Raw genomic sequence first — 20013 nt, forward strand, 5'->3', positions numbered from 1 at the left:
CGGGCGAGCCGCCCGCGCGGGGCGGCCCGTCAATGGGAGGGTTCGGGTACGACGGCGACCGGGCACGCCGCGTGGTGGAGGACTCCGTGGGCGACACGGCCGAGCTGGTGCCCGAACGGGCCGTGCCTGCGTCGAGCGCCGACGACCAGGAGGTCGGCCTCGTAGGAGGCGGCGACGAGGGCGTCGCGCGCGTGGCCCTCGACGACCTGGCGGTGTACCCGGAGGCCGGCCGGTACATCCCGTAGGGCCTCCTCCACTGCCTCGACGGCCCGCCGTTCGTCGGCGTGTACCGGTTCGCCGACGACAAGCGGGTGCGCGGTGGTGGCGTGCGCGGGGCGCCGCCACGCGCACAGGGCCTCCAGGTGCACTCCGCGCAGCACGGCCTCCTCGGTGGCGAACCGTACGCGCTCCGAGCCCGCCGGCTTCACGCCGACGCCGAGGAGGATACGGCCCCGGGTCCCGGAGCGGGCCTGGTTGTCATGGCTGCCCCGCAGGACGATCACCGGGCAGTGTCCGTGCCCGGCGACCGACAGGCTGACGGAACCGAGCAGCGCCTCGCTGATCGCGCTGCGTCCCCGGCACCCGAGGACCACGGCCAGGGCGGAGCGACTCTCGTGCACCAGCCCGTGTTCCGGCTCCTCCGCCAGCACGCCGGTGGTGACCTCCACTTCCGGTCGGCGGTGCCGGGCCCGGTGTCGCGCGACACCGACGACGTCCTGGGCCATCACCTCCTCGGCCGGTTCGCCGAGTTCCTGGGCGAGGAGGGCGCCTTCGTAGCGATCCCAGAGCGACGCGTACACCAGCCGCAGCGGTGCCCCGCGCAGGGCGGCCTCGTCGGCCGCCCAGTCGACGGCGCGCAGACTCGGTTCCGAGCCGTCGACACCGACGACGATGGGCAGGTCCATCGTGTTCACCGTCCCCTGCCGGGTTCGCGGCACCCCTTGACGGCCCCGAGCCCCTCGGTCGGCCCGGTCCCTGTCGCCTTCATGGTCTCCTCCTCGATCGAGTCAGTCGTGCGCGGCCGCGGCGTCGAGGACGAGGTCCGGCAGTTCCTCCTTCGGGCCGCCGGTGCCGAGGCCCCCGACGGGCGGAGAGGGGGGCGATTCCAGTGTGATGAGACCGCGGCCGCCCGGTCAGGGGCCGCAGGTCCCCGTCCGGGGCCGAACGGCCCCCTTTCCCGACCCACTCGAAGGCGGCGTCGCACCGGACGGGCCCGCTCCGGTCTCACGGAGTCATCGTCTCCCGCGCCCATGCGCGCGCACTCCCGCGTCGAGACGCTCTCCGACGAGGACGAGGCGTTCCGCGCCCTCGCCCGCCGCCACCCCGGCCTTGTCGCCTTCCTCGTGGACCCCTACGCCCCACACTGCGGCACTCCTGCGGCTGAGCAAGGCGGGTGTCGAGGTCATCGGGACCGCGATCACCGGGAGGTTGCGGGGCGCCGGACATCTCCTGGGCGGGATCGCCCCGCCGAACGGCACGGTCGTCGCCACCGTCGTCCGCGACGGCCGGCCCACGGTCCCGGATCCCGGGGTGCGGCTGCAGCCCGGTGACGAGCTCCTGCTGGTGTCGCCCGAGGCGCCCGAGCAGGAGATTCACCGGCCTTCCAGTGACCGGCCGGGGTCCGGCACCGATGCGGGGCCCCGGTGGGCTCACTTCTCCGCTGAGCGTACGATCACGACCGGGCAGCTCGCATGCTGTGACACGTGCTGGCTGACGGAGCCCAGCAGGGCGCGCGCGAAGCCGCCCCTGCCCCGGCTGCCCACGACCAGGACCTCGGCTCCTTCGGCGGCCCGCAGCAGCACGTCGGTGGGATTGCCGTGCACCACGTGGGCCCGCACCGAGCCGGCCGCGTCCGCGCCGAGCACCTCGGTCAGCTCCTTCCGCATCTGCTGCCGGGTCTCGTCCTCGTCGACGTCCAGGTCCACGGCCGGCGCCGACCAGCCGTACCGACCGGGCAGCTCCCACACCGCTACCGCGTCCACGGTGGCGCCGATCAGGCCGGCGTAACGCGCGGCCCACCGCAGCGCCTCGTGCGAGCACTGCGAGCCGTCGACGCCCACCACCACTTTCCGGGAGACTTCCTCGTCCATGCGTCCCACCTCTCCTTCCACGTGTGCGCACCTGGCCACCGCTGCGGCCCTCTCTGTTCTCCACGCTGCGGGACAGATCGCCACCCCGCCAGAGCGGGACGCGGCGGCGGGACGCAGGACGCTGCGTCGAGTCGACGGTTCCGCGTGTGTCTCCCACCCTCCCGCTCCGCGCACCCGCCGGGGTAGGGGCCGGACGGCCCTCATGGGTGCCGTTCGACCCGTCGAGCCGGCCTGCTGCGGAATGCCGAGGGCAGGCGGGAAGTCCCCGGTGCCCATGTCGGTGCAGCGTGCGCCCGGGAAGACCCGCTCCGGTCACGGCGGCCGGGCGCCGTCAGTCCGGCTCCATGTAGGGACGGCGGAAGACCGGGGCCCGGCCGGTGTCCCATGGGCGCACGGCTGACAGCGCACGGGCGACCGCGGCCTCCAACGCGCCACCGGTGTCGATGGGGACGGCTTCCGGCCACGGTGGCTCCCTGACGGCCATAGCGGCGGCGGTGTCGGGGCCGGCGTCGGACGTGCCGGGGCCGCGCGCGCTCAGCCGTGCCGCGGTCACGTCTGCCGGCACCTGGCAGTGCAGGGCCACCAGGTCGGCGCTGGTGCGTTCGGCCACGCGCGAAGCCGCCGCACGCCGTCCCGCGTCGGACCATGTGGCGTCCAGGACGACGGACTCGCCGCAGGACAGCAACGCGGCTGCGCGATCGAGCAGGGCCGCATAGGTCCTGGCCGTCCACTCGGGTGTGTACAGCCCCTCGCCGTAACCGGCCGCCGCGGACTGCTCGGCGGGGATGCCCGCCAACTCCTTGCGGACGCGGTCGCTGCTGAGCAGGGTGACGCCGAGCCGGTCGGCCAGCGCCCCGGAAAGGGTGGACTTGCCGCTGCCCGGCAGCCCAGCGACCACGGTCAGGCTCACGGCGGACGTCCGCAGATGGCGCAGTGCCGTCGACGTCAGCCGCCGCGACACCGTCTCCGCGCCGGACGCGCCCTGGCCTGCCCGGATCAGGGAGACCTTGGCTCGGACGAACGCGCGGTAGGCGACGTAGTGGTGCCACAGCGACGGGGGCGCGGGATCACCGGCGTACTCGCCGTACCGGGCGAGGAAGTAGGCCGCGGCCTCCGGGGCGCCGAGGTGTTCCAGGTCCATGGCGAGGAAGGCGGCGTCGTCCAGCCCGTCGACATACCGGAGGTGGTCGTCGAACTCCAGACAGTCCAGGACGCGGGGACCGTCGTCGAGGCAGAAGATGTCCTCGGCGAGCAGGTCTCCGTGACCGTCGACCACCCGGCCCCGCTCGATCCGGGCGTCGAACAGCGGCTCGCGGCCGGCGAGATAGCGGCGCACCAGCCGTTCCACCTCCGACACGCCGTCACACGCGAGGCCCTCGGCTGCCAGGGCGTGCATCTGCGCGAAGCTCGCCTCCCACCGGGCCGACAGCGCGTCACGTGTGGCCTGTTCGTCCACGTCCCGGCCGCGGGGCGCACGCGCGTGCCATGCGGCCAGGTGCCGGGCGACGGTACGGAGGACGCCGTCCACCGCGGCCCCTTCCCGTACGAGGCGCGAGAGGCGGCGTTCCGCCGGCATGCGGCGCATCACCACGAGCGGTTCGGGGGTTTCCGCACCAGGGCCGCGGAATTCCCCCACCCCCACGTAGACGTCGGGCGCGAACCTGCGGTTGAGGACGACTTCGCGCTCGCACGCGGTCCGGCGCGACGCCACCGCGGTGTAGTCCAGGAAGCCGAGGTCGACCGGTTTCTTCAGCTTGTAGGCGCGGTCGCCGACGAAGAACAGGGTCGCGGTGTGGGTCTCGTACACCTCCGCGCGCGGCGGGCCCTCCCCGCCGCGCCGGGCTCCGGATGTGTCGTCCCGCGGCGCCGGCCGCCCCTGCGTCGCGCGCAGGCCGGGCTCAGTCATGAGGGACGACGGCGACGGGGCAGCGCCCGTGATCGACGGTTGCCTGGGCCACCGGACCCAGGTGGGGCGAAGGCCCGGCGGGGTGGGCGGCGGCCAGGCTCTCGGGCGAGCCGTCGAGGCCCACGGTGACGGCTGGTTGCATGGCGGCGGCCTCCGTCTCGTTGGAAGGCTGGGATGACGGCGATGAGGCGGTGGTGACGGGGGACGAGTCCTCCCGGGCGGCTGGTCCGTGGCACATCGGCGTGGTGAGTCCTCGTTCAAGGATCGCCCCGGTTCCCGCCGCGGCGCATGTGGAGGGCCGGACGGGCCGGGACGTGGCCCGGCAGGACACGAGGCGGGACTTCGACTCGCGTGACGGACTTGTTGGCGTGCCGGGGCAGTGCCGCCGTTCGCCCCCTGCCCGCGTCCCGGCCCGGCCCGGGACGCGGGCCGCCGGTTGCGTGTCGTTCTGCCGTCTCCGGCTCCGTCTTGCCTGTGGTGTTCCGTGCCCGTTCAGGCCGCCGCCGCGCCCGGCCAGTTTCCGCTGCTCGGCCACGGTGCCGCCCCCGCCCGTGCCGGCTGCTGCCTGCCGCACGTCCGGTGACATGGGCGCGCCCGGCTCCGGTCGCGCGCCGCCGGGTGGTGTCCCTTGCCTGATCTGCGCCTTTTCTTCCTGCCCGGCAGTCCAGGATGTCGTGGTGGGGGAGCAGGGGCCGGTACGAGGCGGTCACGGCGGCGGCGCAGCGGCCGGAGATCGGCCCGCACCGGGAGCTGCTCGGTGGCCGCGGCTCGGGGCGCACGAGGCCGGCGTCGATCGCACCGAACCGCAGCGACCGGCTGGCCGATGCTGCGGCACACCGGCTCAGACGCCGGACGAGGAGACAAGGAGACGGGTGGCCACGGCCGGGACGCTGGCGGCACCGACGGCGGTCTCAGCGCCGCGCGTGCGTCATGGTGCCGTCCGCGGCCTCGCGGAAGCCGAGCGCAGCGCAGAAGGCGACCAGATCGAGCTCCCATGCCGCCATGAATGCTTCCGTGTGCGGGAAGGCGGCCAGTACATGGACCACCAGCGCCCGCGCCACCCCGCGGTTGCGGTGCTGAGGAACGACGATGATCCGGTCGACGGCGATGTAGTCCGACTCGTGCGGACGGTGGGCGCCGTACACGATGTACCGCCGGTGGGTGTTCTCGACCACCGTCCGCTCCAGGCCACCGTCGGCCGAGACGGCTCGCTCGGAAGACTTCCGGCACTCGGTCCCGAGCAGCGCGCCGGGCCCCTCACACCGCTGATCTTGGCTGGCGACCCAGTGGCCGTCCGCCCTCCACACGTAGGCGGGGCCGGCCATGCGGTCCGGCGGCCCTGTGAGGTGGTCACCCGCGGCGTCCGGGTGGTCGGTAGGCCAGGAGAGCAGGGCGTAGAGCCCCTCGTGCAGCCTTACGTCCAGGACCTGGGCCCAGTGGTCGGCCCGGGCAGCGGACGACGGGTTGCCTCTAGATCCTCCGGGAGTAGTCCGAAACCGGGCGGTGCAGCGCGGCAACTCGGTCTGCGGTTCATGGGGACGGCCGGGACTGTCTCGGCAACCGGACGTTCCGAGTTCGCGCCATCATCGGAAACCACTGGAGTGTCGGCGCCGACTCGTGCGAACGTCAGCCCCGTTGTTCACGGGGGTGGGAACTCCAGTTCCCATGCGATCCCCCTGCCCGACCAAGCAGGAGGAGAACCGCCTGATGAAGCGATCTTTACTCGCGGCTTGCGCCGCCGGTGCGACGCTGACCGTCCTGGCTGCGCCCGCCGCAGAGGCAGCCGTGTCCAAGTCCAAGCCGCGCACCTGGCGTTGTTCGTTCGACGACTGGTGCACGAAGCACACCCGCAGCGGTCCTGGGGGAGCGGCGGCCTACCGGTGGTTCACCGGCGACTTCGACGACACGCTCATACGCCAGGGCAGCTCCAAGTGGGGTCTCGCCCACATCAAGCAGGGCGGCAGTTATCGCAACAAGCACAATCACCCGTACGACTCGTACGCCATGAAGCTGTGGGACAAGGCGCTGAACAACTTCGCCAGCGGGGCCTACAGCCATCGCTACCCGGACAGCTCCACCTTCACCTGGCATTTCGGCCGTGGGAACAAGAAGAAGACGATGTGCGTCATCACCGACGACCGACACCTGCACTACAACCACGTCGACTACGGCCTGTGGGGGATCCGTACGGCGTACTGGGTGAAGGGACACGTAGGCTGGAAGGGCTGTGGAGGGTCGGACTGACCGAGGAGTCCCATGGGGCGGTGGCACGAGGGTGACATCGTCACCCCGCTCGACGACCCGGAGCAGGCTGACGACCCTGTCGGCGTCGTGGTGATGGTCACGGCCGAGGGGGAAGTGCTGGTGGACTTCCCCCTCGGCGGCGGAAGCTCGTACCGGCCGCAGGAGCTGACGGCGGCCGACCGGTCCTCACTCCTCAAGCAGTGCCCGTGGACCATCGGCGACACCGTCGCGCCGGACTCGGTGTACGGGCACCCCGGCGAGGTCACCGACCCCGATGACCCCGAGGGCTGGACACCTTGCCCGGCCGACCACACGGCCGGGCAGGTGACCAGCATCAGTGAGTGGGGATACGTCACGGTGCAGTTCTCCTGCGGCTACCAGGGGGTTTACTCCCCGGTGTCCCTGTCGTCCCCGAAAGGGCACCGGTAGCCGCCACGGCATCGACGCTCGCTCATTGCCTGAAGACTCCGCGCGGCCGCCCGGGCGGCGGCCGGAGTCCGGCGTCGGCGAGCGCGAGCGTCGCCTTGCGCAGCGCCACACCCAGCTTCATCATCATGTCCTCGGTGACGATGCGAGTGCCGGGCGGGACGACGGCGTTGCTCGGCATCCGTCAGATCTCCCCGCCCCATGTCCACATCGACGACTACGGCGCGCAGTAGTCACATGATCGGCCGGACAAGTCCTAGTAGTACGTGATGTCCCAGTGGTTGGCCCAGTACTCGTCGGCGTAGTCGATGACCGTCTTGCCGGCGGAGGTGACACGCCAGACCCAGGCGCCGTCCCCGCGCTTGTACTGCTTCCTGGAGTGCGCCTCGATGTAGTTGGTGACGCAGGCGGTGCGGGCCACGTCGACCTTGTAGCCGTTCCAGTGGCTGTACGTGCCTCCCGCGTGACCGACCTCCGTGCCGCCGGTGATGACGATACGGCAGCCGCTCTGCTTCTTCAGGGCGATGACACCGTCGACGGTGCGGGCCCGGATGTCCTGAAGACTGGTGCAGTTCTTGCGGTTGCGGTCGCTGCAGTTGCCCGAGGAGGACCGGGTGATGCCCGCTGCCTTCAGCCGGGCCATGGCCTGGGCGTCGGTGAGCTTGCCGCCGCCAGTGCCCCCGCCGCCCTCGACCAGGGCGGCCCAGGTCGTGACATCGACGGTGCCGTCCGCAGTGAGGTGCTTCGCCGCCTGAAACGCCTTTACCTTTGCGGCGGTGCCCCGGCCGAAGACTCCGTCCACGGTGACGGAGTAGCCGTTGTCGGTGAGCTGGTCCTGCACGGCCTTGACGCCCGCCCCCTTGGAGCCGGACTGGAGCGTCACGACCAGCTTGCCCCAGGTGTGGGGACCGACGATGCCGTCGGGGGTGAGGTGCTGGGTCTTCTGGAACGCCTTCACGTTCGCGGCGGTCGCCGGACCGAAGGCTCCGTCGGCGGCGGTCGTGTAGCCGCGGGCGGTGAGCAGCAATTGGACGGTGGTGACGTCCACGCCGCGCTGGCCAGGCCCGACCGTCGGCCAGGACGCCTGCACGGTGGCGCCGGCAGGTGCGCCCGCCTGCACGGCCGCGGGGATGGCGGTTGCCGCGGCGGTGGTGGCGTCGGCCGCGATGATGCCGGACGTCAGAGCCGTGGCGAGAAGGGCCACGGACAGGTTTCGGCTCCGACGAAGCCTTCGAGCCAGGGTGCGCATGAGTACGGTGCTCCTCAATGGTGAGTGCGGCTGGGTGGTGAGGGTGGATGCCGGCGGCCGGCCGCCGGGCGGCCACCACCCCCGGGAGTGGTGGCCGCTCGTCGGGTGGTCGTGCCGGTGCTCGGACGGGGCGAATCGTCCTCCGCCCCGCGGGCGGAAGGTTCAGGTCAGCCGTGCGTGCTGGGCACGTAGTAGTAGCAGTCGTGCCGCCAGGTGCTGTCTCCCTGCAGGTTGGCGAGCACGCTGTTGCCGGTCTGCCTGCCCACGATGCCGTCGGCGCCGAGACGCGAGGCGGTCTGGAACTTCTTGACCCAGGTGCGGGTCCCCGACCCGAAGCTGCCGTCGACCTTCAGCGGCCAGCCGTGGCCGGTCCGCCAGGCCCAGTCGTTGACGCCCTCCTGCACGCACTTGACTCCCCAGCCGTGGCTCCCGTAGTGGAGGGTGGCCGCGGCCGGGGAGGCGTTCGCCGTCATGGACAGACCGCTGGTGACGACAGTCACGGCAGCGGCCAAGAGGCCGACCCTGGCAGCCGTTTTCCGAGTGGACATCTGCTCTTCCGTTCGTTCGTCCGATGGGAACGGTGGCCTCTGCCAGCGGAACCCCGCAGCTTCGCGGGCCGGGTTCCGCGCCGGCCACCGGACCCTTTCTAGGCTGATGCCGTTGTCCGGTGTCGGCGGACGAACACCGGACAACAGCGGCCGGACAACGGCGGCGGAATGACGCAGGTCAGACCGGTGCGGAGGGTGTCCGCCCTGGCCGGCCGCGTCAGGAGCAGGGTTGTTTCAGGGCCGGTTCGGGCGCGTAGTGGCGCCACTGCTGCGCGGTGACACCGCCGGTCGCGGCGCACAGCCGCCGGATCGCCTGCTCGGGGTCGAGGGTCCACAGGCGCACAGTGTGGTCGTCGCTCGCGCTCGCGAGGGTGAGGCCGTCGGGACTGAAGGCCACGTCGTCGATGGGTCCGGTGTGGGCGACCAGAGCGGTACCCGACTGGGAGGGGTGTCGCGGGTCGGCGACGTTCCACACGTTCACGGTGTGATCGTCGCTGCTGCTGACCAGGGTCCGGCCGTCGGGGCTGAAGGCGAGCCCGTAGACGAAGCTGGTGTGGCCGGTCAGGGGCTCGGCCGTGGGCCGCGGCCGTTCCGGATCGGTGACGTTCCACAGCCGTACGGTGTGGTCGACGTTGGCCGTGGCCAGGGTCCGACCGTCGGGGCTGAACGCGACTCCGTACACACCGCCGCTGTCGGCGGCGAGGGGGCTGCCCAGTGGCACCGGCCTCGCGGGACGGCTCACGTCCCAGAGTCGGGTGGTGTCGTCCGTGGAGGCCGTGGCCAGCACATGCCCACGCGGGCTGAACGCCAGGGCGGTGACCGGTCCGGTGTGCAGCGTGAGCGGTTCGCCCAGGCGGCTGGCGCTCGCCGGCCGCGAGACGTCCCACAGGCGCACCTGGTGGTCCTGATACCCCGCACTGGCGAGTGTCCGGCCGTCCGGGCTGAAGGCGACTGAGTAGACCGCACCGCTGTGGCCGGTGAGCGGCTGTCCCACCAGAGACGTCCGCGCCGGGTCGCGGACGTCCCACAGCCGGATGGTGCCGTCCCGGCTGGCGCTGGCCAGGAGCCTGCCGTCAGGGCTGAAGGCCACTTTCCGTACGGCGTTTCGGTGGCCGGTCAGGGGATGGCCGAGAGGGGAGGGCCGGGAGGGGTCGGCGACGTTCCACAATCGGACGGTGCCGTCGGTGCTGCCGCTGGCCAGGATGTGCCGTGCGGGACCGAAGGCCACGGTGTTCACGTAGCTCGGCTCCAGGAGAGTGGTGCTGGGGAGGTGCCAGAGCATCACGGAGTGGTCTGCGCCGGCCGAGGCCAGGTAGTGCCCGTCGGGGCTGAAGGCCAGCCAGTAGACGTATTCGGTGTGTCCGGTGAGGGGCTGTCCCATCGGTACGGGTGCGGAGGGGTCCGTGACGTTCCACAGGCGGACGGTGTGGTCCGCTCCGGCGGTGGCCATGACCTGGCCGCTGGGGCTGAAGGCGACCGCGTATACGGTGTCGTGATGAACGGTCAGGGGCGCCCCTTGCGGCACGGGGTCGGTCGGGTTCGCAACGTTCCACAGCCGCACGGTGCGGTCGTTGCCCACGCCTGCCAGGAGGTGGCTGTCGGGGCTGAACGCGACGGCGTACACGGTGTCCTTGAAGCCGGTGAGCTGTCCCAGGCGCTGCGGGTGGGCGGGGTCGGCGACGTTCCACAGCCGGATGGTGTGATCGTGCCCCGCGCTGGCGAGGGTGCGGCCGTCGGGGCTGAACGCGGCCGAGGCCACCGCACCGTGGTCGTGGCCCCTCAGCGGTTGTCCGAGCCGCTGGGGGTGGGCCGGATCGGCGACGTTCCACAGCCGGACTGTCCCATCGTCGCTCGCGCTGGCGAGTGTGCGTCCGTCCCGGCTGAAAGAGACGGAGAAGACGTAACTCACGTGCCCGGTCAGCGGCTGCCCCCAGGGCGCGGGGTGTGCGGGGCGGGTCACGTTCCATAGCCGCACAGTGTGGTCGCGTCCGGCGGAGGCCAGGGTGCGGCCGTCGGGGCTGAATGCGAGCCAGTAGACCCACTGGCTGTGGCTGGCCACCGGGTTGCCGAGCGGCACCGGGTCGGTCGCGTCGGCGACGTTCCAGAGCCGGATCATGCCGTCCGCTCCCGACGCCGCCAGAGTACGGCGATCGGGGCTGTAGGCCACCGCGTATACGATGCCGCTGCCGGCGGTCAGGCGCCTGGCGATCGGGGCGTCTGCGGCGCTGATCAGATCGGTGCGCAACTGCGGCCGGGGGCGGAGGCGATAGGCAGCGATCTCCAGTCGGGCGGCGAGTGAGGGGTCGGTGCCGCGCAATTGGCCGGCTTGCACCTGCACCTCTCCGGCGATGGCGTTGTTGCGCTGGATCTGGGCGGTCGCGCTCTTCTTGAACGCCACACCGGCGGCCACCGAGGCGACGAGGGCCAGGGCGCACACGGCGGCGATGCCGGCGCGGCGCAGTCGGGCCGCGCGGTCCGCGTGGCGGGCGGACGCGGCCAGGAATTCGTCGATGCGGGAACCGAGGACCGGCGTGTTGCCACGGGTGGCGGCCCACTGACGCGCCGCTGCCAGGACCCCGCCACGGTAGAGGGCGCCCGGGTCACGTCCTTGCCGGTGCCAGAAGGTGGCTGCTTCGGCGACCTGCTGGTGCATGAGCAGGCCCGCCCGGTCTTCGTCGATCCAGCGGCGCAGCCTGGGCCAGGCGTGCAGCAGCGCCTCATGGGTGAGTTCGGCGCTGTCCCGGTCCAGGGTGACCAGGCGGGCCCGGGCGAGGAGGTCCAGCACGGCGTCGGCGCCGGGGCCGAGGTCCTCGCGTGGTACGGGGCGTTTGGTGTCGTCGGTGCCGTCGCCGAGGGCCACCATCTGCAGCAGGACGGAACGGGTGAGTTGTTGCTGCTCGGCGGTCAGCTGTTGGTAGAGGGCTTCCGCGGTGTTGGCCAGGGCGTGGGTGATGCCGCCTGCCGTCTCGTAGCCGCTCAATGTGAGCGTGTTCCCACGGCGGCGGAGCCAGGTCTCGCGCATGGCGTGGGAGACGAGTGGCAGGACGCTGGCCTGTCCGGTGGCCTCCGCGACGACGCGGGCCAGGAGGGCTGTCTCCACCGCGCATTCGGACCGGACGGCCGGTTGGCTGACGGCACGGCGCAGTTCTTCCGTCGTCATGGGGCCGACGAGGACCTGGGCGTCCTGGAGGGCCTCGACGAGTTCGGGGTGTTGCGAGCAGTTCGCGTAGAAGTCGGCCCGGACACCGATGACGACGCGCGTGCGGCTGTTGGCGGCCCGGGCCGCCGTGAGTAACGCGCTGATGAAGCGGGCGCTTTCGGTTCTGTCCTGGCAGAGGGTGAAGACCTCTTCGAACTGGTCCACGACCAGTACCAGATCTGTGCCGTCGGGGAAGTCCGACGCCGCCAGCGCCTGCAGCACGATCTGGTGCAAGGACCGGGGGTCGCCGCTCAGCTCCCTGTGCAGCACGGTGGCCGTACCGGAGGTGAAGGCCGCGAGTCGGGCCGCGCACTCCTCCAGAGGGTGTGCTCCGGGAGTGAACAGCAGGGTGGGCCACCCCGGGCAGCCGTGCGGATCGCGCCCGTTCAGCCGGGGGACCATCCCGGCTCGCAGCAGCGAGGACTTGCCGGACCCGGAGGCGCCGAACACCGCCACGAACCGATCGGTCCGGACCCGGGTCACGAGGTCGGCCGTGAGCCGTTCGCGCCCGAAGAACCAGGAGGCGTGCTCCGGCTGGAACGCCGCGAGGCCCACATAGGGACACGGCCGGTCCTGGTTCGGCCCTGCGTCGTCCCGGTCGTCCGGCGACACCGGACCGACGCTTGCCGCGACCGCGTGCCAGCGCGCCTTCCATTCCTCCTCGTCGCCCTCGCAGGCCCGGACGAAGGCGAGGGTGACTTCCAGACTGGGCAGTCTCCGGCCGGCGGCCGCGTCGGCGAGTGTCGTCGACGAGTAGTGCGCCTTGACGGCCAGCTGGCGGTAGGTGGGCTTCCCCGCTTTGTCCCGCAGCAAGCGCAGTCGCGTGGCGAATTCGGTCAGCGGGCTGCCGTCGTCCTCTAACGGCTTTTCCTTCCGTGGCACTCGGTCCTCCCCCAAGGCTCGTGAAGTGACGCGGCGAGCTTATTGTCCGGAGCCGGTTGTCCGGAGCCTCTTCTCCGACACCGGACAACGCGAGGAGCCGTAGAACTGATTGCGGCGACGGCGGACACGGGGGAGCCGCCGTCCGGGCACCTGCCAGCGAGGGCACCAGCGGCATCGAACGCCGCGAGGACGCCCCTTCCGGTTCACCGTCTGTCCCCTGACGTGAGGAGTCTTCGAACATGTTGACGGACGAATATGCGGCCCATCATCCGGTGCGGCGTTCTCGGCGGGCTGCCATCGGCCTGCTGACGGCGGCTGCGGCGGCCGGCGCCCTGGCGGTCATGCCGGGTCAGGCCTTGGCGCACACCGCGGCGACGGCCAGGCCGGCGGCCGTCTCGGCGCAGATCAAGGTGGCCCAACGCGATCTGAACGGCCTGGCCTACGACGCCGGTCGTGTGGACGGTGTCGGCGGCCCCAGGACCAAGGCGGCCACGCAGGCCTTCCAGGGCGATCGGTGCCTGAACATCGACGGCGTCATCGGCCCGCAGACGCTCGCCGGACTCACTTCCGTGATCCAGCAGGTCCAGGACAAGGCCGGAGCCCCTGCCAACGGCGACTACGGGGCGGCCACGACGAGCGCGGTGAAGCACTACCAGTCCGCCCACCATCTGACGGCGGACGGCATCGCCGGCGAGCGGACCATGAAGGCCATGGGCATCGAGCGGCTCGTCAAGAGCTGCCACACCACGAACGCGCTCCGGGCCAAGATCGTGAAAACCGCAAAGAGTCAGATCGGGGTCACGGCCGACTCCCACAAGTGCGTTCCCGGCAAGCCGTACAGCGTGTGCGACGAGTGGTGCGCGGCCTTCGCCACCTGGGTCTGGCGGCAGTCCGGTGTCGACATCCCCTTCATCAAGTACGTGCCCGATGTCTACGACTGGGCCGTCGCACACCACAAGTGGGTCGGCACCAGCGGCCTCGCCACCGCCGAACCCGGAGACCTGATCATTTTCGGCAGTGCCCACAACCGCCACCACATCGGCGTCGTCGACCAGGTCAGCGGCAAGACCGTGCGCGTCGTCTCCGGCAACACCTCCGACCCCGCCGGCTCCGGCAAGCACGGCGTCTACGACAAGACCTACTCGCTGTCCGCATCCGTCTTCTACGGCCTGGTCCGCCCGTAACGGAGCCACGCCCGACCGTTCCACGGGCCCTTGCGCGGTGCCTGAGGTGCCGCCAAGGGCCCGTGCGCGCTCTCGCAGCCCCCGGAACGACGATGCCGCCCACCACTGACCGACCACGGAACCACAACGGAGAGACAGCGATGACCCATCCTCACCACCGCAGCGGCAGGCCGAGCAGAACCGGTTGGCGAGCCCGCAGCGCGGCGATGCTCGCCGCAGCACTCGCGGTCCTGTGCCTCGACGCCCACCAGGTGGCCCACGCCGACACGACCACGTACGCCCGGAAGGCTCGGTCCACGGCCCCGGTGCGGGGGCTCGACGTGAGCGGCCACAACCCCCACATCGACTGGAAGGCAACGGCCGCCAAGGGCGCCTCCTTCGCCTACGTGAAGGCGACCGAAGGGGTCACCTACACCAGCAGCTACTTCACACAGCAGTACAACGGGGCGGCCGGCGCGGGCCTGATCCGCGGCGCCTACCACTTCGCCCGCCCGGACGCCTCAGGCGGACGCGCTCAGGCCGACTACTTCCTGGCCCACGGCGGCAAGTGGATCCGTGACGGCAAGACCCTCCCCGGCGCCTTGGACATGGAGGCCAGCGCGCACGGCGACCCCTGCTGGGGGCTCGGCCCCGGTGCGATGACCAGCTGGATAGCCGCGTTCGTGAACGAGTACCACGCCCGGACGGGACGCCACCCGGTGATCTACACCCCTGCCAGCTGGTGGGCGACCTGCACCGGCAACTACCGGGGCTTCGGCGCGACGACCCCGCTGTGGATCGTCAACCAGTCCGGCACGCCGACCCCTCTGCCCGCTGGATGGAGCACGTACACCGTCTGGCAGACCGCGGACTCGGGGGTCTTCCCCGGAGACCAGGACGTGTTCAACGGCAGGCTGAAAGACCTCAAGACGTTCGCCCTGCGGGACTACACGCCTCCGCCACCGGCCCCCAATTGGCCCCTCGTGTCTGAGGGGCACGCAGGACGGCAGGTGACCACCGTGCAGTACCTGCTCAACGCTCACGGGGCGGCCCTCACGGTGGACAGCCAGTTCGGGACGGCCACCCGCGACGCCGTGGTCTCTTTCCAGAACAGCATGGGGCTGACCCCTGACGGCATGGTGGGACCGAACACCTGGAAGCGCTTGGTCGTCACCGTACGGCAGGGCGACACCGGCGCGGCCGTGCGGGCCGCGCAGGACGAGCTGAAGGCCCACGGCGCCGCTGTCACGGTCGACGGCCGGTTCGGGGCCGGTACCTGGAAGGCGGTGCTCGCCTTCCAGAAGTCCAGGAAGTTGACCCCCGACGGGGTGATCGGCGCGAGCACCTGGATGAACCTGGTGAGCTGACCGTCTGTCGCGTCGGTCCCGGCACTCTTCGGCGCGCCCGCGGCATCGGGGATGATCAGGGGACCAGACCTGTTGGTCCTGGTCACCGAGGGTGTCCGCGCGACCGCCGGGGCCCCCGCAGCCACGACCACCGGGAACCGGGGCCTACGAGGGCGCGGTGGAGTGCCATGGCCGGCGCGGTGACCGGCTGGTACCGGTCCAGCACGGCTGGTGGGATCGGGAGGGACAAGTTCCGGCGCTGGATCGGCGAGTACGGAAGCCGCGGCGGTACACCGGAAGCATGCCGAAGCGACGCCCGTATCCGAGTGATCTGTCCGATGCCCGCTCGGAGTTGATCGAGCCGGTCCATACGGCCTGGCGTTTCGAGCACCTCGGCAGAGCCCGGGACTTGGGCCGCCCACCGGAACACGACCTGCGCGACAGCATGGACGCGATCTTGTACGTGGACCGCCCCGGCGTTTCGTGGCGCTACCTCCCGCACGACTCTCCGCACTGGAACACGCTCTACTGCTACTTCGCCAAGTGGGCGAACGCGGGTGTGTTTCCCCAGCTCAACGGCCGCTTCCGGCAGCTCCTAGGAGAGAAGGAAGGACGGGACGCCGAGCCGTCGGCCTGTGTGATCGACGCGCAGAGCGTCAAGACCTCCACCAGCGACCAGCCTGTTGCCGTGTTCGGACCACGCGCAACCAACTGACCGCTCCCACCCTCTTCCTGGTCGGTTGATGGATGAGGCCGAACCGGCCCAGCCATCTTCGAATTAGGGGGAAATCGTTGTTCCGCGAAGCAGTTGGGGCCGCGGGTGTCGCCGGTCTTGCCGTGACGTGCCTGTTTGGAGCGGCGGCCGCCGCATCAGCCGAGGGTGGGTACCCGGCTTCCGGCGGCAGCCCGTCCGCGGCAGTGCGGCTCGAGTACCACGTGCCTCAGGGCAACACCCCCGAGGCAGGTGACGGGCTCTGGTTCAGCATCGAGGGCATGCCGTCAGGATGGGACAAGGTCAAGGTCACCTCCCCGGCTCTGGAGAAGCCGATCACCCTGGCACCTGTGATGAAGGGATCGACGCAGTCGGTCCAGGTGAACGAACCGGGCGCAGAGCCTCGCATCCGCTCCCATCTGCACGCGGGCACATATCCGGTCACCGCGACGAGCCACGGTCGTACCGTCGCCGTGGCACGACTCCGGGTCAAGGCCGAGGGAGCTGCTCAGATCGACCGATTCGTCATCGGCCCCAGGGACGCGCTCCCCGGCAGCGCCGAACCTGCCTCCCTGCGACCGGGCAGTGATGCCCGGGTGGTCCTCACCGACCTGCGCGCCGCACCGGGCGAAGACTCCCTGACCGTCAGGTCGCCGATATTCGCCGCCCCGTTGACCATCAGGACGGACAGCCCGGACGACCCCGGCTGCAAATGCGACGACGGCGGCACCGTCTACGCGGGCCACGGGCAGGTACGAGGTGACGTACCCGAGGGCCGGTACACCGTCACCGTGGTCAGCCATCATGGGCAGCAGACCACGAAGCAACACGTCTTGATCGCCGGTCGGCCCGTCAGGAATGGCGGCTCTTCCTGGGCGGTCACCGGTGGCGCCGTGGCCGCGGGACTCGCCCTGGCTTTCGGCGGCGGGCTCGTGATGCGGCGCCGCCGGACACGGAAGGCGTGACGCGCCACATAGCTGCAATCCGGGCCGCAGCCGCAGATCGAATCCAGGCAGCACCGGCAGACCCAACCGTGGCGGCAGACCCACCTGAGGCGGTCGAACTGCCGTGACCCGCCGCGGACACGGCGCCCCGACCGCCGGAGTCCACCCGGTCTTGGCGTCCCGGTCGCCGCAGCCGGCCCCGGGCAGTCTTCGCTCTTCCTCCGGCCGCTGCCGGTCCGGAGGCAGTTGTTCCATCACTCAGAAAGCATTCCGTGCATACCTCACACAGACGAATATCGCGCCTTGCGGTCCTCGCGGCCGGAGCCACTCTGTTCCTGACCGGCGGGGGAGGTCTCGCCCAGGCCCGGGTCCAGGCCGCGACACCGATGCCCCACCCGTCTGCCACGACTGCGTCGTCCGCGGCGCCGTCCGCCTCGGCGTCCTTGGAACCGGCGCCCACACCCTCCGGTAGCCCCTCGGCCGAGATCGGTACCGGTACCGGTACCGGTACCGGTACCGGTACCGAGGGGCCCTCGGCCTCGCCGACGGCGAGCGCGAGCGGGTCCACCGGGACGGACGGCGGGGATGGCGACTGGTCGGACGCGGACGCCGTCCGCTTCTGGACCCCCGCACGCATGGCCTCGGCCACTGACCCGGCACTGCCCGCCTCGCAGACGGACACGCGCGCCAAGGCCCGTTCGCGGCGAGCGCTGCCGGCCGGACCCTCCGCGGCAGCCGACATGCCGACGGCGGAGCACATTCTCGGCCTGAAGTCCGTCGGGACGATCTTCACCTACAGCGCGGACCCGACCACCGAACAGATGCACGCCCACAAGTGCTCCGCCAGCGTGGTGGAGAGCCCCGGGCACAACCTGGTCCTGACCGCGGGGCACTGCTCCGGAGGCAGGGCCGTCTTCGTTCCCATGTACGCCGCTGAACACACGCTGGACCAGCAGACGTTCGGTTTCTATCGGATCTCCGACTGGTTCGCCGACAACCGGTACGTGCACAACAGCAAGAAGCCCATTTCCGACCTCGACTTCGCCTTCGGCCGACTGGAGGCCTCCAAGAGCGGCAAGCAAGCGCAGGACGTCGTGGGCGCGAACACGCTGGTGCGCACGCCGGGTTACCTGAACAAGGTCACGATGGTGGGCTATCCCTCCAGCCACGACCCCGAGGACCATCCCGTGCGGTGCCCCACGCAGACGGAGGCGCTGCCCGGCTTCTACCAGATCCAGGCCAAGTGCCGAGGCATGTGGGGCGGGGTCTCCGGCGGCCCCTGGTTCTCCCGCGTGGACTGGTCCAAGGGCACCGGTGAGATCATCGGCAACGTCGGCGGGTACAACGGCGGCGGAAACGACGAGAACGTGGACTGGCTCACCTACAGCCCCATGCACGGTGACTGGTTCCTCCGCCTGTACGACGAGGCGAAGAAGAACCAGCACGTTTCGCACGGCGCTTCCTACGACCAGCCGCCACTGCCCTACTCGATGGGCGGCGGTGAGACCTGGGTCCACGCCAAGCTGCTGGCCTCCGGCGAGTACACCGGCGACGGCAAGAGTGATCTGATCGTGGTCTGGACCGACGGCGAGGTCACCCTGTACTCCGGCGACGGCAACGGCGGCTTCACCGGCGAGCGCCGGCTCGCCGCGCCCCACGGCATCTGGAAGGACGCCAAGTCCCTCACCGGTGGTGACTTCTCCGGCGGCAACGGTTCGGATCTGCTGGTGGTGTTCGACTCCGGCGAGGTCACTCTCTTTCCCGACGTCGGCGCCAAGGGCGTGGACGGCGGGAAGAAGATGGCCGACGCCGGATCCATCTGGAGCCACGCCGACCAGATCACCGCGGGAAGTTTCGGAACCGCGAAGTACGTCAGCGACCTGCTGGTGCGCTGGAGCGACGGCGAAGTCACCGACTACACCGCGGTCGGCGACAAGGGGTTCGGCACCGAACACCAGCTCATGAAGCCCAAGAGCGCCTGGAAGGACGCCACCCTGGTGACCGCGGGTGACTTCACCGGCGGCAACAACTGGGACACCCTGGTGCGCTGGTCCGACGGAAGGGTCTCCCAGTTCCAGGAGACAGGCCCCGGCGGCGTCGGCGCGGAGGTCCAGATGGCTCCGGCAGGCAGCATCTGGTCCCACGACTCGGTGATGACGGCAGGCAGCTACGACTCCAACGGCTGGCCGGATGACCTGGTCGTCCGCTGGTCCGACGGTGAGACGACGATGTACGTACACACCGGAGCGACCTTCGGCACCGAACGCATGCTGGTCGCCCCGAAGTAACCATCCCCGTACGCCCGTCCGTAGACGTCGAACCTCACATCGCCTCACATCGCCGGCCCGAACGAAGGCCCGGCGGAAGCGGTGGCATCGGTGTGCATCACCCTTGAGTTCGGGCACGGTTGTAGATGGTGCTGCGGGAGACGCCGAGGAGCTTGGCGATCGAGGTGACGGTGTTCTCCGGGCGGGCGATTAGGTCGCGGGCGTGACGTACCTGCTCCTCGGTCATCGCCGGCGGGCGGCCGAGTCGGGCGCGGCGGGCGCGGGCGGCGTCCGGGCCCTCATAGGTGCCCTGCACGATGGGTTCCCGGATGGACTCCGCCAGGGCCGCGAACACGTGGAAGACCAGGCGCCCGCCGGGCGTGGTCGTGTCGAGCGCCTCGTGGAGCGAGATGAGGCCGACGCCACGCTTGCGGAAGCCGGACACGATCGCGATGAGGTCCCGGATGGAGCGGCCGAGCCGGTGCAGCGACGGGACGACGGGGGTGTCGCCCTCGCGCAGGTAGTCGAGGGCCTTCCAGAGTTCCTCGCGTTCGGCGATCTTGCCGGACTCCTTGTCGGAGAAGATCCGGATGCACCTTGCTTCGGTGAGTGCACGGATCTGCCGGCCGAGCAACTGTCCCTTTGGTGCACACGGTGCGTATCCCACACGCCTGCCGCCTCACCACGCCCGGCTCGGGCATGTTCACGTGGCCGGGCCACCAGCGGCAGCCTTCAGATGACGGAGCGCCCGGCGACCGCGATGCGACCCGCGTGGCCGACGGCTGTCTGCCCGTCGTCTGCCACCTCCGCCAGCGGGTGCGGCACCGCGAGGCGGCCGAGGGCGCTTGCTCCGCCGTCCTTTTGCCGGGTCTTGAGGGTGGGCCTCTTCGCGCTCTCGGGGCCGGGGCGCTGTGGCCGCGGTTGTCCAGGGCGCGAGCGGAGTGATCGACAAGCGGCCGAATTTTGGTAAATTGTCCGGTAATGTCGACGTTGATCACAGAGGAGCTTTGGCATGGGAATCAGGCGTACCGACATGT

At 70.9% G+C, this 20013-nt stretch carries 16 protein-coding genes and 1 pseudogene; 7 read left to right on the forward strand and 10 right to left on the reverse strand.

Going from position 1 to position 20013, the window contains the following annotated elements; translation table 11 throughout:
• Positions 1–29: 29 nt before the first annotated feature.
• The 5 genes from ACGFT1_RS18655 to ACGFT1_RS18675 all read right to left on the reverse strand — a co-directional run bounded on the left by ACGFT1_RS18655 (position 30) and on the right by ACGFT1_RS18675 (position 5171).
• Complete coding sequence (locus ACGFT1_RS18655; RefSeq protein ID WP_373910064.1) at positions 30–905, reverse strand: universal stress protein; 876 nt, start codon at positions 903–905, stop codon at positions 30–32.
• A 744-nt stretch (positions 906–1649) separates the two neighbouring features.
• Positions 1650–2090: a universal stress protein gene (locus ACGFT1_RS18660; protein WP_373910065.1), complete on the reverse strand. Its 441-nt coding sequence runs from the start codon at positions 2088–2090 to the stop codon at positions 1650–1652.
• A 331-nt stretch (positions 2091–2421) separates the two neighbouring features.
• Positions 2422–3897 (reverse strand): AAA family ATPase, encoded by a 1476-nt coding sequence (locus ACGFT1_RS18665; RefSeq protein WP_373910107.1) that lies wholly within the window; start codon positions 3895–3897, stop codon positions 2422–2424.
• 91 nt (positions 3898–3988) lie between these two features.
• Positions 3989–4138 (reverse strand): hypothetical protein, encoded by a 150-nt coding sequence (locus tag ACGFT1_RS18670; protein ID WP_373910066.1) that lies wholly within the window; start codon positions 4136–4138, stop codon positions 3989–3991.
• A 769-nt stretch (positions 4139–4907) separates the two neighbouring features.
• Positions 4908–5171 carry a GNAT family N-acetyltransferase gene (locus tag ACGFT1_RS18675; protein ID WP_373910067.1) on the reverse strand — a complete coding sequence of 88 codons (264 nt, stop codon included), beginning with the start codon at positions 5169–5171 and terminating at the stop codon, positions 4908–4910.
• A gap of 532 nt (positions 5172–5703) precedes the next feature.
• Between ACGFT1_RS18675 and ACGFT1_RS18680 the strand changes: the two genes are divergently transcribed.
• Positions 5704–6240 (forward strand): hypothetical protein, encoded by a 537-nt coding sequence (locus ACGFT1_RS18680; protein WP_373910068.1) that lies wholly within the window; start codon positions 5704–5706, stop codon positions 6238–6240.
• A gap of 12 nt (positions 6241–6252) precedes the next feature.
• Positions 6253–6669, forward strand: coding sequence for a hypothetical protein (locus ACGFT1_RS18685; protein ID WP_373910069.1), 417 nt, complete (start codon positions 6253–6255; stop codon positions 6667–6669).
• 22 nt (positions 6670–6691) lie between these two features.
• Here ACGFT1_RS18685 and ACGFT1_RS18690 read toward each other — a convergent pair whose 3' ends face one another.
• The 4 genes from ACGFT1_RS18690 to ACGFT1_RS18705 form a co-directional block, all read right to left on the reverse strand.
• Positions 6692–6847, reverse strand: coding sequence for a hypothetical protein (locus ACGFT1_RS18690; RefSeq protein WP_373910070.1), 156 nt, complete (start codon positions 6845–6847; stop codon positions 6692–6694).
• Between the two features lie 75 nt (positions 6848–6922).
• Positions 6923–7915: a peptidoglycan-binding protein gene (locus ACGFT1_RS18695; protein WP_393733604.1), complete on the reverse strand. Its 993-nt coding sequence runs from the start codon at positions 7913–7915 to the stop codon at positions 6923–6925.
• A gap of 167 nt (positions 7916–8082) precedes the next feature.
• Positions 8083–8427: a peptidoglycan-binding protein gene (locus tag ACGFT1_RS18700; protein WP_373910072.1), complete on the reverse strand. Its 345-nt coding sequence runs from the start codon at positions 8425–8427 to the stop codon at positions 8083–8085.
• Positions 8428–8680: 253 nt separating this feature from the next.
• Complete coding sequence (locus tag ACGFT1_RS18705) at positions 8681–12544, reverse strand: helix-turn-helix domain-containing protein (RefSeq protein ID WP_373910073.1); 3864 nt, start codon at positions 12542–12544, stop codon at positions 8681–8683.
• A gap of 239 nt (positions 12545–12783) precedes the next feature.
• Between ACGFT1_RS18705 and ACGFT1_RS18710 the strand changes: the two genes are divergently transcribed.
• The 5 genes and pseudogenes from ACGFT1_RS18710 to ACGFT1_RS18730 all read left to right on the forward strand — a co-directional run bounded on the left by ACGFT1_RS18710 (position 12784) and on the right by ACGFT1_RS18730 (position 18997).
• Positions 12784–13728 (forward strand): peptidoglycan-binding protein, encoded by a 945-nt coding sequence (locus ACGFT1_RS18710; protein ID WP_373910074.1) that lies wholly within the window; start codon positions 12784–12786, stop codon positions 13726–13728.
• Between the two features lie 140 nt (positions 13729–13868).
• Positions 13869–15074, forward strand: coding sequence for a GH25 family lysozyme (locus ACGFT1_RS18715; RefSeq protein ID WP_373910075.1), 1206 nt, complete (start codon positions 13869–13871; stop codon positions 15072–15074).
• A 280-nt stretch (positions 15075–15354) separates the two neighbouring features.
• Positions 15355–15726, forward strand: a pseudogene (locus tag ACGFT1_RS18720) (transposase); the annotation flags it as partial.
• A gap of 320 nt (positions 15727–16046) precedes the next feature.
• On the forward strand, positions 16047–16730 hold the full coding sequence (locus ACGFT1_RS18725; RefSeq protein WP_373910076.1) for a hypothetical protein: 684 nt from the start codon (positions 16047–16049) through the stop codon (positions 16728–16730).
• A 614-nt stretch (positions 16731–17344) separates the two neighbouring features.
• A complete protein-coding gene (locus ACGFT1_RS18730; RefSeq protein WP_373910077.1) occupies positions 17345–18997 on the forward strand; it encodes a serine protease in 1653 nt (550 codons plus the stop codon).
• Positions 18998–19094: 97 nt separating this feature from the next.
• On the opposite strand, the gene ACGFT1_RS18735 is transcribed toward ACGFT1_RS18730, so the two are convergent.
• Positions 19095–19643 (reverse strand): recombinase family protein, encoded by a 549-nt coding sequence (locus ACGFT1_RS18735; RefSeq protein WP_373910078.1) that lies wholly within the window; start codon positions 19641–19643, stop codon positions 19095–19097.
• Between the last annotated feature and the right edge of the window lie 370 nt (positions 19644–20013).

The organism is Streptomyces sp. Y20, assembly GCF_043195475.1.
Lineage (GTDB): Bacteria > Actinomycetota > Actinomycetes > Streptomycetales > Streptomycetaceae > Streptomyces.

Excerpts from the sequence above, each read along its gene's own strand:
- ACGFT1_RS18655 (WP_373910064.1), bottom strand. The coding sequence starts at position 905 with ATGGACCTGCCCATCGTCGTCGGTGTCGACGGCTCGGAACCGAGTCTG.
- ACGFT1_RS18660 (WP_373910065.1), bottom strand. The coding sequence starts at position 2,090 with ATGGACGAGGAAGTCTCCCGGAAAGTGGTGGTGGGCGTCGACGGCTCG.
- ACGFT1_RS18670 (WP_373910066.1), bottom strand. The coding sequence starts at position 4,138 with ATGCAACCAGCCGTCACCGTGGGCCTCGACGGCTCGCCCGAGAGCCTG.
- ACGFT1_RS18680 (WP_373910068.1), top strand. The coding sequence starts at position 5,704 with ATGAAGCGATCTTTACTCGCGGCTTGCGCCGCCGGTGCGACGCTGACC.
- ACGFT1_RS18685 (WP_373910069.1), top strand. The coding sequence starts at position 6,253 with ATGGGGCGGTGGCACGAGGGTGACATCGTCACCCCGCTCGACGACCCG.
- ACGFT1_RS18690 (WP_373910070.1), bottom strand. The coding sequence starts at position 6,847 with ATGCCGAGCAACGCCGTCGTCCCGCCCGGCACTCGCATCGTCACCGAG.
- ACGFT1_RS18695 (WP_393733604.1), bottom strand. The coding sequence starts at position 7,915 with ATGCGCACCCTGGCTCGAAGGCTTCGTCGGAGCCGAAACCTGTCCGTG.
- ACGFT1_RS18710 (WP_373910074.1), top strand. The coding sequence starts at position 12,784 with ATGTTGACGGACGAATATGCGGCCCATCATCCGGTGCGGCGTTCTCGG.
- ACGFT1_RS18715 (WP_373910075.1), top strand. The coding sequence starts at position 13,869 with ATGACCCATCCTCACCACCGCAGCGGCAGGCCGAGCAGAACCGGTTGG.
- ACGFT1_RS18725 (WP_373910076.1), top strand. The coding sequence starts at position 16,047 with ATGCCGTCAGGATGGGACAAGGTCAAGGTCACCTCCCCGGCTCTGGAG.
- ACGFT1_RS18730 (WP_373910077.1), top strand. The coding sequence starts at position 17,345 with ATGGCCTCGGCCACTGACCCGGCACTGCCCGCCTCGCAGACGGACACG.